Source organism: Mesorhizobium sp. M1A.F.Ca.IN.022.07.1.1, from assembly GCF_003997575.1.
Classification (GTDB): domain Bacteria; phylum Pseudomonadota; class Alphaproteobacteria; order Rhizobiales; family Rhizobiaceae; genus Mesorhizobium.
Map to the genome: position 1 here is coordinate 1 of NZ_RZST01000099.1, position 17,118 is coordinate 17,118.

At 63.7% G+C, this 17,118-nt stretch carries 14 protein-coding genes; 4 read left to right on the top strand and 10 right to left on the bottom strand.

All coding sequences use genetic code 11. The annotated features are described in order from the left end of the window. Positions 1-45: 45 nt before the first annotated feature. Positions 46-1,059: an alpha-ketoacid dehydrogenase subunit beta gene (locus EOA75_RS13790; protein ID WP_095809658.1), complete on the bottom strand. Its 1,014-nt coding sequence runs from the start codon at positions 1,057-1,059 to the stop codon at positions 46-48. Between the two features lie 3 nt (positions 1,060-1,062). Beyond that, on the bottom strand, positions 1,063-2,295 hold the full coding sequence (locus tag EOA75_RS13795) for a 3-methyl-2-oxobutanoate dehydrogenase (2-methylpropanoyl-transferring) subunit alpha (protein ID WP_127324449.1): 1,233 nt from the start codon (positions 2,293-2,295) through the stop codon (positions 1,063-1,065). 531 nt (positions 2,296-2,826) lie between these two features. Here EOA75_RS13795 and holA point away from each other — a divergent pair. Next, a complete protein-coding gene (gene holA / locus EOA75_RS13800) occupies positions 2,827-3,870 on the top strand; it encodes a DNA polymerase III subunit delta (protein WP_127324450.1) in 1,044 nt (347 codons plus the stop codon). Positions 3,871-4,048: 178 nt separating this feature from the next. Here holA and EOA75_RS13805 read toward each other — a convergent pair whose 3' ends face one another. The 5 genes from EOA75_RS13805 to mnmE all read right to left on the bottom strand — a co-directional run bounded on the left by EOA75_RS13805 (position 4,049) and on the right by mnmE (position 10,033). After that, entirely contained in the window at positions 4,049-4,939 is an 891-nt protein-coding gene (locus EOA75_RS13805) for a ParB/RepB/Spo0J family partition protein (RefSeq protein WP_067323525.1), read from the bottom strand. A 64-nt stretch (positions 4,940-5,003) separates the two neighbouring features. Beyond that, positions 5,004-5,801, bottom strand: coding sequence for a ParA family protein (locus EOA75_RS13810; protein ID WP_066991504.1), 798 nt, complete (start codon positions 5,799-5,801; stop codon positions 5,004-5,006). 17 nt (positions 5,802-5,818) lie between these two features. Then, positions 5,819-6,460, bottom strand: a complete 642-nt coding sequence (gene rsmG / locus EOA75_RS13815; protein ID WP_127240872.1) for a 16S rRNA (guanine(527)-N(7))-methyltransferase RsmG — start codon at positions 6,458-6,460, stop codon at positions 5,819-5,821. Then, on the bottom strand, positions 6,457-8,331 hold the full coding sequence (gene mnmG, locus EOA75_RS13820; RefSeq protein WP_127324451.1) for a tRNA uridine-5-carboxymethylaminomethyl(34) synthesis enzyme MnmG: 1,875 nt from the start codon (positions 8,329-8,331) through the stop codon (positions 6,457-6,459). The genes rsmG and mnmG overlap by 4 nt, the downstream gene beginning before the upstream one ends. 388 nt (positions 8,332-8,719) lie before the next feature. Further along, positions 8,720-10,033: a tRNA uridine-5-carboxymethylaminomethyl(34) synthesis GTPase MnmE gene (gene mnmE, locus EOA75_RS13825; protein WP_127324452.1), complete on the bottom strand. Its 1,314-nt coding sequence runs from the start codon at positions 10,031-10,033 to the stop codon at positions 8,720-8,722. Positions 10,034-10,143: 110 nt separating this feature from the next. On the opposite strand from mnmE, the gene EOA75_RS13830 reads away from it, so the two are divergent. After that, the gene (locus EOA75_RS13830) at positions 10,144-12,162 is read left to right on the top strand and encodes a thioredoxin domain-containing protein (protein WP_127324453.1); all 2,019 of its coding nucleotides are present in this window, start codon (positions 10,144-10,146) and stop codon (positions 12,160-12,162) included. Between the two features lie 187 nt (positions 12,163-12,349). Here EOA75_RS13830 and rho read toward each other — a convergent pair whose 3' ends face one another. The 3 genes from rho to hemE all read right to left on the bottom strand — a co-directional run bounded on the left by rho (position 12,350) and on the right by hemE (position 15,344). Next, positions 12,350-13,615 carry a transcription termination factor Rho gene (gene rho / locus EOA75_RS13835; protein ID WP_082953824.1) on the bottom strand — a complete coding sequence of 422 codons (1,266 nt, stop codon included), beginning with the start codon at positions 13,613-13,615 and terminating at the stop codon, positions 12,350-12,352. A gap of 167 nt (positions 13,616-13,782) precedes the next feature. Continuing rightward, positions 13,783-14,319 (bottom strand): protoporphyrinogen oxidase HemJ, encoded by a 537-nt coding sequence (hemJ, locus tag EOA75_RS13840; protein WP_066991492.1) that lies wholly within the window; start codon positions 14,317-14,319, stop codon positions 13,783-13,785. After that, positions 14,316-15,344, bottom strand: coding sequence for a uroporphyrinogen decarboxylase (gene hemE, locus EOA75_RS13845; RefSeq protein ID WP_127324454.1), 1,029 nt, complete (start codon positions 15,342-15,344; stop codon positions 14,316-14,318). Before hemE ends, hemJ begins: the two co-directional genes overlap by 4 nt. Before the next feature lie 402 nt (positions 15,345-15,746). Here hemE and EOA75_RS13850 point away from each other — a divergent pair, with 402 nt between their 5' ends. Further along, positions 15,747-16,568 carry a pyruvate, water dikinase regulatory protein gene (locus EOA75_RS13850; protein WP_127247396.1) on the top strand — a complete coding sequence of 274 codons (822 nt, stop codon included), beginning with the start codon at positions 15,747-15,749 and terminating at the stop codon, positions 16,566-16,568. 106 nt (positions 16,569-16,674) lie between these two features. Next, a partial coding sequence (locus EOA75_RS13855; protein ID WP_127324455.1) for a Maf family protein occupies positions 16,675-17,118 on the top strand: 444 nt, incomplete at its 3' end.

The following is a 17,118-nucleotide window of genomic DNA, read 5'->3' on the forward strand; positions in this document are numbered from 1 at the left end:
ACATCGGGAAGCTTGATGACATATTCGCCCATCGTCCGGCCCCCCTCAGGCTTCCATGGTCTCGACGAGCGCGCGCCCGACCCGCGCGGGACCGGGGAAATACTCCCACTCCTGCGCATGCGGATAGGGCGTGTCCCAGCCGGCGACCCGCGCCACCGGCGCCTCCAGATGGTAGAAGCAGTTCTCCTGCACCAGCGCCGCGAGCTCGGCGCCGAAGCCGGAGGTCAGCGTCGCCTCATGCACGACGACGCAGCGCCCGGTCTTCTTCACCGAGGCGACGATCGTGTCGAGGTCGAGCGGCAGGAGCGTCCTGAGGTCGATGATTTCGGCATCGATGCCGGTTTCCGCGGCCGCGGCCTGCGCGACATAGACCATGGTGCCATAGGCGAGCACGGTGACCGCCGAGCCTTGCCGGCGGATCGCCGCCTTGCCGAGCGGTATGGTGTAATGGCCATCCGCCACCTCGCCGAGCTCGTGCTTCGACCAAGGCGTCACCGGGTTGTCGTGATGGCCGTCGAAGGGGCCGTTGTAGAGCCGCTTCGGTTCCAGGAAGATGACCGGGTCCGGATCCTCAATCGCGGCGATCAATAGCCCCTTGGCGTCATGCGGGTTGGACGGCACCACCGTCTTGAGGCCGGAGACATGCGTGAACAGCGCTTCCGGGCTCTGGCTGTGCGTCTGGCCGCCGAAGATGCCACCGCCGGTCGGCATCCTGACGACGATCGGGCAGGTGAAATCGTTGTTGGAGCGATAGCGCAGCCGCGCCGCCTCCGAGACGATCTGGTCGTAAGCCGGATAGACATAGTCGGCGAACTGCACCTCGACGCAGGGCCTCAGCCCATAGGCGGCCATGCCGATCGCCGAGCCGACAATGCCGGATTCGCTGATCGGCGCATCGAAGCAGCGGTTCTTGCCGTATTTGGCCTGCAGGCCCTGCGTGCAGCGGAACACGCCGCCGAAAAAGCCGACATCCTCGCCATAGACGATGACGCGCTCGTCGCGAGCCATCGAGACATCCATGGCGTCGCGGATCGCCTCGATCATGGTGCGTCTGGGCATCGATCAGACCCCTGCCTGCTGGCGTTGGCGCCTGAGATGCGGCGGCGTCTCGGCATAGACGCCTTCGAACATGTCGCGCGTCGACGGCTTGCCGCCGGCATGCAGCGTGCCGTGGCTTTCGGCTTCCTTCTGCGCCGCGATCACGGTTTCGAGGATCTCGGCTTCCGCCTGGATGTGGCGCTGTTCCGTCCAGACTTGCTTGTGGATGAGATGGTTCTTCAGCCGGATGATCGGGTCGCCGAGCGGCCAGGCGTCCGATTCCGCCTTCGGCCGGTAGGCCGACGGATCGTCCGAGCTCGAATGCGCGCCGACGCGATAGGTGACATATTCGACCAGGGTCGGCCCGAGATTGCGACGCGCCCGCTCGATCGCCCATTTGGCTACCGCATGGACGGCGAGATAGTCGTTGCCGTCGACCCGCAGCGACGGGATGCCGAAACCGAGACCGCGCGCGGCGAAAGTGCCCGAGCCGCCGCGGGCAATGCCCTGGAAGGTGGAGATGGCCCACTGGTTGTTGACGACATTGAGCACGACCGGGGCCTTGTAGGTCGAGGCGAAGACCAGCGCCGCATGGAAATCGGACTCCGCGGTCGAGCCGTCGCCGATCCAGGCCGCGGCGATGCGGGAATCGTTGGAGATCGCCGAGGCCATCGCCCAGCCGACCGCCTGGATGTACTGCGTCGCCAGATTGCCGGAGATCGAGAAGAAGCCGTGCTCCTTCGAGGAGTACATGATCGGCAGCTGCCGGCCCTTCAGCGGATCGGCCTCGTTGGAATAGATCTGGTTCATCATCGCAACCATCGGATAGCCGTCGGCGATGAGCAGGCCAGCTTGCCGATAGGTCGGGAAATTCATGTCGCCAGGCTTGAGTGCCTTGCGGAAAGCGCAGCTCACCGCCTCTTCACCCAGATGCTGCATGTAGAAGGAAGTCTTGCCCTGGCGCTGCGCCATCTGCATGCGCGCATCGAAGGTCCTGAGCGTCATCATATGGCGCAGGCCTTCGAGCAGATCCTCGTCGGTGAGCAGCCCGGCCCATGGCCCGGCGGCTTCGCCGGCGCGGTTAAGCACGCGGATGATGGAGAAGGCCATCTCGCGGATGGTGCGCGGATCGACATCGACCTCCGGCCGCGGCACCGAACCGGCCTTGGGAATGGTCACATTCGAGAAGTCGGGCGTGCCGCCCGGCCGAACCTCGGGCTCGGGGACATGAAAGCGCAACATTCCAGCATCGGCCATGACCTTCGTCCTCCAATGTTGCCGGTGCGATACTTGCACATCCGCGCCGCCATTTCATCGGGCGAGATGGCGGCCGTCCTCCCGGTCATCAGCCTCGTCGAGCCGATGCGGCACATGGCCGACAAGATGCAGATATGGCGCCGAAATTTCTTGTCGATGTTTGCAAGCGTCGCGCAATTTGGCGGAAGTTTGCGGAGCGTTTGCCGCCACAAAAGACAATCAAGGCATGCGCGCCGGCCGACGCAGCTAATCTCCACCCTCGTGGGGAGTTGCTCGGCAGGGCAGAGGGGCGTGACAGACTCTGCTTCAGGGTCGTCATTCCAGGGCGGAGCAAGGAGCGGAGCGACGCGCGCAGACCCTGGAATCCATGCCGCGACGTTGACGTGTTGCGGCGGTTGGAGAATATTCTGCACCCCGGCGCTCCCCGGCAAAAGTCACGGCATGGATCCTCGGGTCAAGCCCGAGGATGACGAAGAGAGGCCGGCCGCTTCTCCGTTCACTCCGTCTCCGCCTCATGCTAACTCACCCCGCATGGCACAGAAGAAGGGATACGAGGTCGATTCGTGGCTGGCGCGGCCGGACCTGGCCATGGCCATCGTCCTGCTTTACGGCCCCGATCGCGGCCTGGTCGCCGAGCGGGCCAAGACCTTCGCGTTGAAGACCGGGCTGCCGCTCGACGATCCTTTCTCCGTGGTTAAGCTGGATGGCGCGGAAGTCGATCGCGACGAAGGCCGTCTGCTCGACGAGGCGCGCACCGTGCCGATGTTTTCCGACCGGCGGCTGCTTTGGGTCCGCAACGCCAGCGGCCAGAAGGCGCTGGCCGACGACATCAAGGCGCTGACGGCGGAGCCGGCGCCGGATGCTCTCATCCTCATCGAGGCGGGCGACCTGAAGAAGGGCACTGGCCTGCGGGCCATCGTCGAGGCAGCCGGCAACGCCATCGCCTTGCCCTGCTACGCCGACGAGGCCCGCGATCTCGACTCGGTGATCGACGACGAGCTGCGCAAGGCCGGCATGTCGATGACGCTCGACGCCCGCCAGGCGCTGCGCCGCAATCTCGGCGGCGACCGTCTGGCCTCGCGCGGCGAGATCGACAAGCTGGTGCTCTACGCCCATGGCAAGAAGGAGATCGACCTCGACGACGTCAACGCCTTGTCCGGCGATGTCTCCGGCGCCTCCTTCGACGGTGCGGTCGACGCCATGCTCGACGGCAAGGTCGGAGATTTCGACATTGCCTTCACCCGGCATTGTGCGTCCGGCGGCCATCCTTTCCTGGTGCTGTCCTCGGCGATGCGGCAATTGCAGGCGATCCAGGTCATGCGCGGCCAGATGGAATCCGGCGGCCGCAACGCCGCCTCTGTCGTAGCGGGAGCGCGTCCACCGGTCTTCTTCTCGCGCCGCAAGCTGGTGGAAAAGACGCTCGAGCGCTGGAACAGCGAAGCCCTCGGCCGCGCGCTGATCCGGCTGCAGGCAGCTGTGCTGCAAACGCGCAAGCGGCCCGACCTGTCGGAGGCGCTAGCCCGTCAGGCGCTGCTCGGCATCGCGGTGGAAAGCGCGAGATTGGCGCAGAGGTAGGCGATCAGCCCTCCCCTGTGAGGCGATTGGCCGGCGCCTCGGCTTTCGCCTATCGCGGGCGCCGCAAAAAAGAAGAGGCCAACGCAGCGGCCGGCCCTTGTTGTGCCTATCACCAATATATCAGCCTAGATCTAATCTTAAGCCAGAACTTTATTAGTCGGCTAAGTAATTCAGCTACTTATCGGTCGTCCTTCAGCCGCCGGCACAACTCATCGAGTTGATCCAGCGACCGGTAGTCGACCCGCAGCGTGCCGCCCTTGGCCTTATGCTCGATCGAGACAATCATGCCGATCGTGTCGGTCATCAGCTTTTCCAAGGCCAGCGTGTCGGGATCCTTTCCCGGCGCGCTCGGCGCAGACTTCACTTTGGCCGGTGTTGGTCCGGCGGGCATTTGCGCCAGCGCCTCGGCCTGGCGCACCGAAAGCCCCTCCTCGACGATGCGCTTGGCGAGCCCCGCCGGATCGCCGGCTGTGACCAGCGTGCGGGCATGGCCGGCCGACAGTGCGCCGTCGACCAGCATGTCGCGGATGACGTCAGGCAGCTTCAGGAGCCTCAGCGTGTTGGCGACATGACTGCGGCTCTTGCCGATCACCTGGCCGAGATCGGCCTGCGTGTAGCCATGCTCGTCGATCAGCTGCTGATAGCCCTGCGCTTCTTCGACCGGATTGAGATCGGCGCGCTGCACGTTCTCGATGATTGCCAGCTCCAGCGCGGTGCGGTCGTTGACGTCGCGCACGATGAGCGGGATTTCGGTCAGCCCCGCGCGCTGCGCGGCGCGCCAGCGCCGCTCGCCGGCGATGATCTCATAGCGGCCGGGCTGCGACGGCGAAGGCCGCGCCACCACCGGCTGCACCACGCCATGCTCTCGGATCGACTGGGCGAGGTCGGTGAGTTCGGCGTCGCCGAAATGCCGACGCGGGTTCTTCGGGTTCGGGCTGACGAACTCGATCGGCACCTTGCCATCCGCCGCGACCGCGCTCGGCTTTTCGGGCGCGACGGGACGATCGATCTCGCCGATCAGCGCCGCGAGGCCGCGGCCCAGTCTTTTTCTCGATTGGTCTTCGCTCATTATTCCGTCCAGATCGTTTCGGAGTCGAATCGGCTACTGATTAGTGAAATTCGGCCTGCGCTATTCAGGCGGCGCGCAGCTTGCGCTCGCGGCGGATCACTTCCGAGGCAAGCTGCAGATAGGCCTGGCTGCCGGAACATTTGAGGTCGTAAAGGATTGCCGGCTTGCCGTAGGAAGGCGCCTCGGAAACGCGAACGTTGCGCGGGATGATCGTCTCATACACCTTGTCGCCCATATGCGCGCGCACATCCTGCACCACCTGGTTGGCGAGGTTGTTGCGGCCATCGAACATGGTGAGCACGATGCCTTGGATGGTGAGGTCAGGATTGATCGTGCCGCGCACCTGCTCGACCGTTTCGAGCAATTGGCTAAGGCCTTCCAACGCGAAGAACTCGCATTGCAGCGGCACCAGAACGGAATCGGCCGCCGCCATTGAATTCAAAGTCAAAAGGTTGAGCGACGGCGGGCAGTCGATCAGCACATAGCCGAACGGCGCCGCGCGCGCGGCTGCCGCACGCAGCGCATTGCGCAGGCGCAGCACCCGGTCTGGCGCCGAGGCGATCTCCATTTCGATGCCGAGCAGATCGAGGGTTGAGGGCACGATGGACAAGCCCGGCACCGCCGTCGGCACCGCGGCCGCCTCCAGCTCGAGCTCGCCGGTCAGCACGTCATAGGACGAGACGGTGCGATCCTTGCGTTCGATGCCGAGCCCGGTGCTGGCATTGCCCTGCGGATCGAGGTCGACGATCAGCACGCGCTCGCCGATCGCGGCCAGCGCCGTCGCCAGATTGATCGCCGTGGTCGTCTTGCCGACGCCACCCTTCTGGTTGGCAACGGTGATGATACGCGGTCCAGTTTTCATGGGTCGATGCCAGTGATTCATTGCGGGGTCGCCGGGTGCAGATCGGTGATTTCCAGAATGACGCCATGAGCGTCTGTCATGCTTGGATGTTCTACCAGATCGAAGGTCCAGCGGTGAGCGCTTTCTTCCACTTCGGCCCGGTAATCCCGGCCTTTGTGAAAAAGCGAACGCGCGCCCTTGGTCAGCCAGGGTGCGGCAAGATCGAGCAGGTCCGGAAGCGCCGTCAATGCCCGCGCGGTAACGACTTCCGGTGCAGAAACAAGTGGATAGCTGTCATCGATGCGTCGCGCCAGCACGCGCGCCGGTAGGCCGAATTGGCCGACGACCGATTGCAGGAACGACGCCTTCTTGCGGTTGCTTTCAACCAGATCGATCGTGGCGCCCGGCCGCTCTGCAAGCAGAAAACCGAGTACCAATCCGGGAAAGCCGCCGCCCGAACCGAGGTCGACCCAGCGCATTGCGGTCGGCGCGATTCGCGCAAGCTGGGCGCTGTCCAGGATGTGGCGGCGCCAGACGTCGTCTAGCGTCGATGGCGCCGCCAGATTGATGCTGCGGTTCCATTTTTGAAAATGCCGCTCGAAGGCCTGCAGCCGCTCGAATGTTTCACGTGAAACCGGACCCGCTGCCTTCTGCAGGTCCGCCCAGGCATCGCCACTCACGCGACCGACCTTCGTGCAGCCAGCTCGGCATTGCGAACATGCGCGACAATGATCGCCAGAGCCGCTGGCGTCATCCCTTCCATGCGCTGCGCGTCGGCAATCGAGCGCGGCCGGCGTGCCTTCATCTTCTGCTTCAGCTCATTGGAAAGGCCTGGCACGTCCGCGAAGTCGATGGTCTCCGGAATGAGCCGCGATTCCTCGTGCCTGATCTGCGCCACGTCAGCCTGTTGGCGCTCGAGATAGACGGAATATTTCGCCTCGGTCTCAAGCCGCTCTGCCGTGTTGGGGTCGAGTTCGCCAAACCGTGGCTCGATCCGCGTCAGCCAGGCCATGTCGACGCCGGGATAGGCGAGAAGGTCGTAGGCCGAACGCCGAACGCCGTCCCGGTTGATCTCCAGTCCATGCCGCGCGGCTTCATTCGGCGTGAAGGCGATCGACTTTGCCAGCGAGCGGGCAGCGTCGAGCTTCATGCTGATCGCGCCGAACCGTTGCCACCGCTCGGAGGAGGCGATCCCCAGGCGATCGGCCAGCGGCGTCAGTCGCTCGTCGGCATTGTCGGCGCGCAGCGAAAGCCGGAACTCCGCCCGCGAAGTGAACATGCGATAGGGCTCGGCAATGCCGCGGCTGGTGAGGTCGTCGATCATCACGCCGATATAGGCTTCGGTGCGGCTGAGCACGACCGGCTCGCTTGACGATGCCCCGCGCGCGGCGTTGATGCCGGCAAGCAGGCCTTGCGCGCCGGCTTCCTCGTAACCGGTGGTGCCGTTGATCTGCCCGGCCAGAAACAGCCTGGCGACGCATTTCGTCTCCAGCGTCGGCTTGAGCTCGCGCGGGTCGACATGGTCATACTCGATGGCGTATCCCGGCTGCAGCATCGTCGCCCGTTCCAGCCCGGGGATCGTCTTCAATATGGCGAGCTGCACCTCTTCCGGCAGCGAGGTCGAGATGCCGTTCGGATAGACGGTGTCGTCGTCGAGGCCCTCCGGCTCGAGGAAGATCTGGTGACCCTCGCGGTCGCCGAACTTGACGATCTTGTCCTCGATCGAGGGACAGTAGCGCGGCCCAACGCCTTCGATCGAGCCGGAATACATCGCCGAACGCTTCAAATTGAGGCGAATCAACTCATGTGTCGCTTGCGTAGTGCGGGTGATACCGCAGTTGATCTGCGGGTTCGCGATGCGGTCTGTCATCAGCGAGAACGGCACCGGCTGATCGTCCGCGGCCTGGCTTTCCAGCGAGGCCCAATCGATGGTGCGGCCGTCGAGGCGAGGGGGCGTCCCGGTCTTCAGCCGCCCGAGCTTGAAACCGGCCCGCGCCATCGTCGCCGAGAGCCCATGGCTCGCTTGCTCGTTCATCCGGCCGGCGACGATCTTCTTCTCTCCTATATGGATCAGCCCGCGCAGGAATGTACCGGTCGTCAGCACCACGGCGCCGCAGGCGAACCGCCTGTCACCGGAGACCAGCACAGCCGCAACCCGACCGTCCTCGATCTCGAAGTCCAGGACTTCGCCTTCGACCACGTCGAGATTGGCCTGCTCGCGGATCGCCGCCTGCATGGCAAGACGATAGAGCTTGCGGTCGGCCTGGGTCCGCGGCCCACGCACCGCCGGGCCCTTGCGGCGGTTCAGCAGGCGGAATTGGATGCCGGCAGCGTCCGCAATGCGGCCCATCAACCCGTCCATGGCGTCGATCTCGCGCACGAGATGACCCTTGCCGAGGCCACCGATGGCCGGATTGCAGGACATGACGCCGATCGTCTCGAAGCGCAGCGTCACCAGCGCCGTCCTGGCGCCAGCGCGCGCAGCCGCGCCCGCCGCTTCGCATCCGGCATGGCCGCCGCCCACCACCACCACGTCATAGTGATTGGTCATTGCAAGAATCCGTTTCAGAGATGCTTTGACACATGTCCCCGCCAGCCTCCGCTGTCAAGGATGCAGTCCGTTGCGGAGGTGATCGCCGGGGATGGGGCTGCGTGCCAGTGGTCTGCCTGTCCGACTTCGTCCCGCATAGAAGGGAGGCGCCTATCCCACGGACGATTTTTCACTTCTCAAGCGCTGCGAATCAGCGCTGTTGCTTTAGTGGCCAGCCGTCCTTGCCTTCTACGAGGCAGGCAGTGAGGAGCAGCGCCGTTTGGCCCTTGATCTATTGGCACGCCACGCGTCTGGAGCCGGACTCGTTTCACATGAAACACCATCCGCCACATCCTGTCGCTGTTTCACGTGAATCATCCGCCCGCAACCGCCCCGCGTTTCACGTGAATCACTTGCCGATGCAGAACTGCGAAAAGATGACGTCGAGCATATCCTCGACATCGACGGCGCCGATAATACGCCCAAGCCGGTCCGTGGCCACCCGCAACTCTTCCGCGCGCAGCTCCAGGCTTTGCCCCGACAGCGCCGCCGAGAGAAAATCCTTCGCCTCCTTCAGCAGCTCGACATGGCGGAGCCTCGACGGCAAGATCTCACCGGCCCCTCCGACTGCGGCAGCGGCGCGACCCGCAATCTCGTCCAGCAGTTCCGAAATTCCGGTACCTTCCTTGGAAGAGATGGCCAAATCATAGGCCCCTCTGCGCGCTCCCATGAGATCGGTTTTGGTCCCGATGCTCAGGAGCGGAACACCTGTCGGAACCGCGCCGACGGGCTGTGGATGGACCATATCCTCCAGCAGCAAAACCAGGTCGGCGCCACCGGCCTTGGCACGCGCTCGTTCGATGCCGATCGTCTCCACCTTGCCGGCGGCCTCGCGCAGGCCTGCCGTATCGACGACCCGAACTCTCATCCCGTGGAGGTCCAGCACCACCTCCAGCAGGTCGCGCGTGGTGCCCGGCTCGTCGGTGACGATTGCCGCCTCGCGTTGGGCCAGGGCGTTGAACAGACTGGACTTGCCGGCATTCGGCGCGCCGAGGATGACGACCTCGAAGCCATCGCGAATGATCTCGGCCGCCTTGAACCCCTGAATGTGGCGTTCGATCTCGTCGGCCATCGCCGCCACATCGGTCCAGACCGCCTTCGAGACCGAACCCGGCACATCCTCCTCGTCGGCGAAGTCGATTTCCGCCTCGATCATTGCCCGGGCATGGATCAACCGCCGGCGCCACCCCGAATAGAGCTCGCTCTGCGCGCCCTCGGCGTTACGCACGGCAAAGCGCCGCTGCGCCTCCGTCTCGGCATTGACGAGGTCCGCCAGCGCTTCGGTCTCGACCAGATCGAGCTTGCCGTTGAGAAAGGCGCGCCGCGTGAATTCGCCAGGCTCGGCATGTCTGACGCCGGCAAAGCCGGTGAGCGTTTCCAGCATTTTTGCCGCAACGGCGCGGCTGCCGTGAACATGGAACTCCCCAACGTCCTCGCCGGTGAAGCTGCTAGGTCCAGGAAAGAACACGACAAGCCCGTGATCGATGACCGAACCGTCCGCTGCCATCAGCTTGCGCAACGTGGTAAAGCGATCCCTAATACCGCCGCCGGCAATCGTTTCGATCACGAATCGAGTCTTGGGACCGGAGATGCGGATTACGGCGATGCCGGCGGGCAGGCGACCGCTCGACAGCGCTACGATAGAATCCTTCGAGGTTGCCATTTGCCCGACCTGCCGAACCACCCTAGGTATCTTCTTTCAGGCGCCGTTCCGGACGTCAGCCGTAGCTTTCCCGGAATTGCCTGCTCATCAACCAAGCCGAGCCGCTCATTGTGACCTTGCCCGCTCGAAACCTGCTTGCCGAAGAGGCCAGCCCCTATCTGCAGCAGCACAGCGACAATCCCGTGCATTGGCGGGGCTGGTCGCCGGACGCCCCTGCCGAGGCGAAGGAACTCGGACGGCCGATCCTGCTGTCCATCGGCTATGCCGCCTGCCACTGGTGCCATGTCATGGCCCATGAAAGCTTCGAGAACGATGCCGTCGCCGCCGTCATGAACCGCCTCTTCGTCAATATCAAGGTCGATCGCGAGGAGCGCCCGGATATCGACCAGATCTACATGGCGGCACTCCATGCCATGGGCGAGCAGGGCGGCTGGCCGCTGACCATGTTCCTCACCCCCGATGGTAAGCCTTTCTGGGGCGGCACCTATTTTCCGCGCGAGGCGCGCTATGGACGGCCGGGCTTTGTCCAGGTGCTGGAGGCGGTCGACAAGGCCTGGCGCGAGAAGCAGGAGAGCCTTGGCCAAAGCGCCGACGCGCTGACCACCCATGTCGAGCAGCGGCTGGCCGGCGCGAAGGGAAAGGCGGTGCTCGACCGCGGCACGCTTGCCGATCTCGCCGGCCGCATCGAGGGCATGGTCGACGGCGATCTCGGCGGCTTGCGCGGCGCGCCGAAATTCCCCAACGCGCCCTTCATGCACAGTCTGTGGCTGTCCTGGCTGCGCGACGTCCAGACCGCCCATCGCGACGCCGTGCTCATCAGCCTGGAAAAAATGCTCGCCGGCGGCATCTACGACCATGTCGGTGGCGGTCTCAGCCGTTACTCGACCGATGCCGAATGGCTGGTCCCGCATTTCGAGAAGATGCTTTACGACAACGCCCAGCTCATCCGCATGTGCAATTGGGCCTTCGCGGCAACAGGCAATGAGTTGTTTCGGAAGCGAATCGAGGAAACCGTGGCCTGGCTGCTGCGGGAAATGCGCGTCGAGGGCGGCGCTTTTGCGGCCAGCCTCGATGCCGACAGCGAAGGCGAGGAGGGGTTGTTCTACACCTGGAGCGGGGAAGAGGTTGAAGCCGCACTCGGTGCTGATTCCCCTCGCTTCTTCCAATATTTCGAGCTCGCCGCTCCGCATGGCTGGGAAGGCAAGCCCATCATCCGCCAGAGCGAGGCACAGCAGCGCCAGGGGATCAGCGATGACGCTCAGCTCGCAGCGCTGAAGGCGAAATTGCTAGCTGCCAGAGAAAATCGCGTCAGGCCCGGCCGCGACGCCAAGGCGCTTACCGATTGGAACGGATTGATGATTGCGGCCCTCGCGGAAGCGGGCCGCTCCTTCGGGCGAGCCGACTGGGTGGACGCCGCCGTCAAGGCCTTCGCCCACATCGTCGAAGCCAGCAAGGACGGCCGCCTGCCGCATTCGATGCTCGGCGACAAGAAGCTTTTCCCGGCGCTGTCGAGCGACTATGCCGCCATGACCAACGCGGCGATCGCGCTGTTCGAGGCAACCGGCAGTTCTGCCTATATGGACCATGCCCGGCAGTTCATCGATCGGCTCGACCGCTGGCATCAGGATCCTGAAAAGACCGGCTATTATCTGACGGCGTCCGACAGCGTCGATGTGCCGATCCGTATCCGCGGCGATGTCGATGAGGCAATCCCCTCCGCCACCGGCCAGATCGTCGAGGCGCTGGTCCGGCTCTCGTCCCTTACCGGCGATCACGATCTTTGGGCAAAGGCATGGACGACAGCCGAACACGCCATGGGTCGCGCCGCGCAGCAAGCCTACGGCCAGGCCGGCATCATCAACGCGTGCGCGCTGGCGCTCGAACCGCTGAAGCTCGTCATCATAGACAAGCTTGATTCCTCAAGCCTTGTTCCGGTGGCGAATCGAAGTTCCGATCCACGCCGGGTCGATGTCGTACTGCCCATCGGTACGGAAGCGAATCAACCGCTTTTGCCGGGCGGCGTGCTGCCGCCGACGGACAAGCCGGGAGCCTGGTTCTGCAGCGGACAGACATGCCTGCCGGCGGTTACGGATGCGGGCGAGTTGGAGAAGCTGTTGCGGCGGGAATAAACAGCTTCGTCTCCTCGGTTTGACCCAGGATCTATGTCGCGGCGCTTCCGACGAATGCGGCGGTGCGGAATTCTGCACCGCCGCAAAGCTCAAAAACAACGGCATGGACTTAGGGTTCTGCGCAGCGTCGCCTCGCTCCTTGCTCCGCCTTGTATGCCGAAGAAAGGACCAGTCCCTCGGCGCCCGATCAGGTATTCATCGAATCGAAAAAATCCGCGTTGGTCTTGGTCTGCTTGAGCTTGTCGATGAGGAATTCGATCGCATCGGTCGTTCCCATCGGCGCAAGGATCCGGCGCAGCACGAAGATCTTCTGCAGATCCGAACGCGGCACCAGAAGGTCCTCCTTGCGGGTCCCGGACTTGAGGATGTCGATCGCCGGGTAGATGCGTTTGTCGGCCACCTTGCGGTCGAGCTGGATTTCACAGTTACCGGTGCCCTTGAACTCTTCGAAAATGACTTCGTCCATGCGGCTGCCGGTGTCGATCAGCGCGGTGGCGATGATGGTCAGCGACCCGCCTTCCTCAATGTTGCGGGCGGCGCCGAAGAAGCGCTTCGGACGCTGCAGCGCGTTGGCGTCGACACCGCCGGTCAACACCTTGCCGGATGACGGCACCACGGTGTTGTAGGCGCGGCCGAGGCGGGTGATCGAATCGAGCAGGATGACGACATCGCGCCCATGCTCGACCAGGCGCTTGGCCTTCTCGATCACCATTTCGGCGACCTGCACATGGCGCGCTGCCGGTTCGTCGAAGGTCGAGGAAATGACTTCGCCCTTGACCGAGCGCTGCATGTCGGTGACTTCCTCCGGACGCTCGTCGATCAGAAGAACGATCAGGTAGCATTCCGGATGATTGGCGGTGATCGAGTGCGCGATGTTCTGCAACAGCACCGTCTTACCGGTGCGCGGCTGAGCGTTGATCAGCGCGCGCTGGCCCTTGCCGATCGGCGCCACCAGGTCGATCACACGCGGCGAGATGTCCTTGGTCGGGGGATTGTCGACCTCCATCTTCAGCCGCGAGGTCGGGTAGAGCGGCGTCAGGTTGTCGAAGTGGATCTTGTGCCGGATCTTCTCCGGATCATCGAAATTGATGGTGTTGACCTTGAGCAGCGCGAAATAACGCTCGCCTTCCTTCGGGCTGCGGATCGGCCCTTCGACCGTGTCGCCGGTCTTCAGCGAAAAGCGCCTGATCTGCGACGGTGAAATATAGATATCGTCGGGACCTGGCAGGTAATTGGCGTTGGCCGAGCGCAGGAAGCCGAAACCGTCCTGCAGTACCTCGACCACGCCTTCGCCGATGATCTCGACGTCCTGGATGGCGAGCTTCTTCAGGATCGCGAACATCAGCTCCTGCTTGCGCATGACGCTGGCGTTCTCCACCTCGAGCGATTCGGCGTAAGCGATCAGCTCCGGCGGCTTCTTGTTCTTGAACTCTGCGAGTTTCATTTCTTGCATTAGATGGACTCTGGGTAGGCTTTGGGGAGAAAAAATCGGCTGGATGCGACAAATGCCGGGCGCGGCCGAAAGCGAGAAAGGGACGGCGCATGACGGGAAGGAAGACCCGTCTTTTATCGTCGGTCGCCTGAAAGAGCAAGCCGCCTTTTGCCGGGTATGGGGAAGCCTCAGAACGGCTTCACGATGACCAGGATGACGATGACGATCATCAGCAATGTGGGGAGTTCATTGACGATCCGCCAGTGCCTCGCCGGCTTTTCGTTCTTGTCCTCGGCAAATTTTCTCACCGCGCCGGCGAGATAGCCGTGCAGACCCGAAAGCAGCAGCACGGCGAGGATCTTGGCGTGCAGCCAGCCGCCCTGGAAACCGAAGCCCTTCCAGGCGAGCCAAAGCCCGAACACCCAGGTCACGGTCATCGCCGGGTTGATGATGGCGCGCAGCAGCCGGCGCTCCATAACCTTGAAGGTCTCGGACTGCACGGAGCCTTTCTCGGCGTCGACATGATAGACGAAAAGCCGAGGCAGATAGAGCATCCCGGCCATCCAGGCGATGACGGCAATCACATGGATTGCCTTCGCCCAGGGATAGAAGCTGTCCGGCGCCACAAGGAAGAGCAGGGCGGTCAGGACGACCAGCAGAACGATGCCGATCAACATGCGCTTCATCGCCTGGCCGGCGCTATTCTCGTTGGTCGTCTCTGTCATCGATGGCTCCGCACCATTTTCACCATGGCCTCGACATGTGCCACAGGCGTTTCCGGCGTGATGCCGTGGCCGAGATTGAAGATCAGCGGCCCGTTGCCCAGCGTGCGAAGGATGGCGTCGACGCCGTCGGCCAGCGCCCTGCCGCCGGCAACCAGGCGAAGCGGATCGAGATTGCCCTGCACCGCGCCTTCGCTTTGCAATTCCTTTGCCATCGACAGCGGCACGGTCCAGTCGAGCCCGAGCCCGGTGATCCCGGTCTTCTTCCTGTAATCGCGATAGCGCTCGCCGGCGCCCTTGGGAAACCCGATCACCGGAACATCCGGATGCGCGGCCTTCACTTGCCGGACAATCTCGGCAACGGGCTCGATGCAAAACGCCTCAAAGGACGCTTCATCGAGAACACCCGACCAGGAGTCGAAAATCTGCACCACATCGGCGCCGGCCTCGATCTGGCGGATGAGATAAGCGGCCGAATGGTCGGCCAGTATCTTCAGGAGCCGCGCAAGGGCCTCCGGCTCGCGATAGGCGAAAAGCCTGGCCGGTCCCTGGTCCGGTGTGCCGTGGCCGGCAATCATATAGGTCGCCACCGTCCAGGGCGCGCCGCAGAAGCCGATCAAGGTCGTTTCCACCGGAAGCTTCGCACGCAGACGGCGGACGGTTTCGTAGACCGGTTCGAGATTCACGTGAAACGTTTCGCCGTCCAGGCCCTCGATTTCGGCTGCCGCAATCGGCTTGAGGATCGGCCCGTATCCCTCTTCGAAGCGGACATCCCGTCCCAGCGCATCGGGCACAACCAGGATGTCGGAGAACAGGATCGAAGCATCGAAGCCGAAGCGCTCGATCGGCTGCAGCGTCACCTCGACGGCAAGATCCGGGTCATAGCAGAGATCGAGGAAAGAACCGGCCCGCTTCCGGGTCTCGCGATACTCCGGCAGATAACGCCCTGCCTGACGCATCATCCAGAGCGGCGGCGGTGAAACCGTCTCGCCCTTGAGGACGTCCAGCACGATCCGTTTCCCAGCCATCCAGTGCTCGCCCTCTCCAGGTCTCTTAAATCAAATATCTATTTTAAAAGAGTCTTCTGATTCTAAGAGTCTGTTGGTTGTGGTGGTTGCGACCTGTCCCGCCTGCCGCTCGAAAAGGCCAGTCAGCATATTGTCGCGCAGCCGCTTTCTCAATTTGGAGGGATCTGGGGACGAACCGGATTCGAGCTTTCGAGTCAGCGGCTTGGCTCTTCTGCTCCGGGCCCCGAGCTGTGGACGATATCGGCCAAGAAAAGTTGATCCCCGGTTTTGTCCCCAGCGCCCCGACAAAGCCTACAGCGGGGCGAATTGTGGACAAGGTGGCATCTGATACAGTCGCCTTCGACGTCACGACCTTTCTGTCCAACCTTGTCCACATCCGCCCACAGCCTGGAACCAACTCTTGTGAACAAACCCCAGAGCTTCTTCCATCTGCACCTGATTTCCGACGCCACCGGCGAGACGCTGCTGGCGGCAGGCCGCGCCGCCTCCGCCCAATATAAGGATGCGCGCGCCATCGAGCACATCTATCCGCTGATCCGCACGGAAAAGCAGGTCGCCAAGGTGTTCGAGGATATCGAGGAGGAGCCCGGCATCATTCTCTACACCGTCGTCGACCAGAAGCTCGCGCGCAGCATCGACGAGCGCTGCGCCGCAATGGGCCTGCCCTGCGTTTCGGTGCTGGAGCCCGTGCTCAGCGTCTTCCAGTCCTATCTCGGCACGCCGGCCGGCCGGCGCGTCGGCGCCCAGCATGTGCTCGACGCCGAATATTTCCGCCGCATCGATGCGCTGAACTTCACCATGGAGCATGACGACGGCCAGTTGCCGGCCAACATGGACGATGCCGATGTCGTGCTGATCGGCATCTCGCGCACCTCCAAGACGCCGACGAGCATCTATCTCGCCAATCGCGGCATCAAGACCGCCAACATTCCGATCGTGCTCGGCGTACCGCTGCCGGACAGCCTGATTAACGCCAGGACGCCGCTGATCGTCGGCCTCGTCGCCACGGCCGAGCGCATCTCGCATGTCCGCCAGAACCGCATCCTCGGCAACAGCAACAACTACGTGCCGACCGACTATGTCGACCGCGCCGCCATCGCCGAGGAGCTCGCCTATGCGCGTCAGCTCTGCACCAGGCATGGCTGGCCGATGATCGACGTCAGCCGGCGCTCGATCGAGGAAACCGCGGCGGCGATCGTTGCTCTGAGGGGCAAGACGCGCTAGGGCAGGCGATATAAGTGAGCATTCCGTCCTGAGAGAAGGTGGCTCGGCGCATAGCGCCGAGACGGGTGATGGGCGCTGGACGGATCGCAACCGTTGGTGAACCAGTATGGCCCGCAAAATCGTCCTCGCTTCGGGCAGCCCGTTCCGCAAGGCAATGCTTATCAATGCCGGGCTCGACATCGAGGCGGTGCCGGCAGACGTCGACGAGCGCGCGCTCGAGGCGCCCTTGCAGGACAGCGGCGTGTCTCCCGAGGATGTCGCTTCGATCCTTGCCGAAGCCAAGGCGACCGAGGTCAGCGAGCGCCGGCCGGGCGCGCTGGTGCTCGGTTGCGACCAGACGCTGTCGCTTGGCGACGAAATCTTCCACAAGCCGGCCGATATGGAAGGGGCGCGGAGGCATCTCCTGGCCTTGTCGGGCAAGACCCATCAGCTGAACAGCGCCGCCGTGCTCTGCCGCGATGGCGAAGTGCTGTGGCGCCATGTCGGCATCGCCAGCCTCACCATGCGCAAGCTCGATCCCGCCTTCATCGGCCGCCACCTGGCGCGCGTC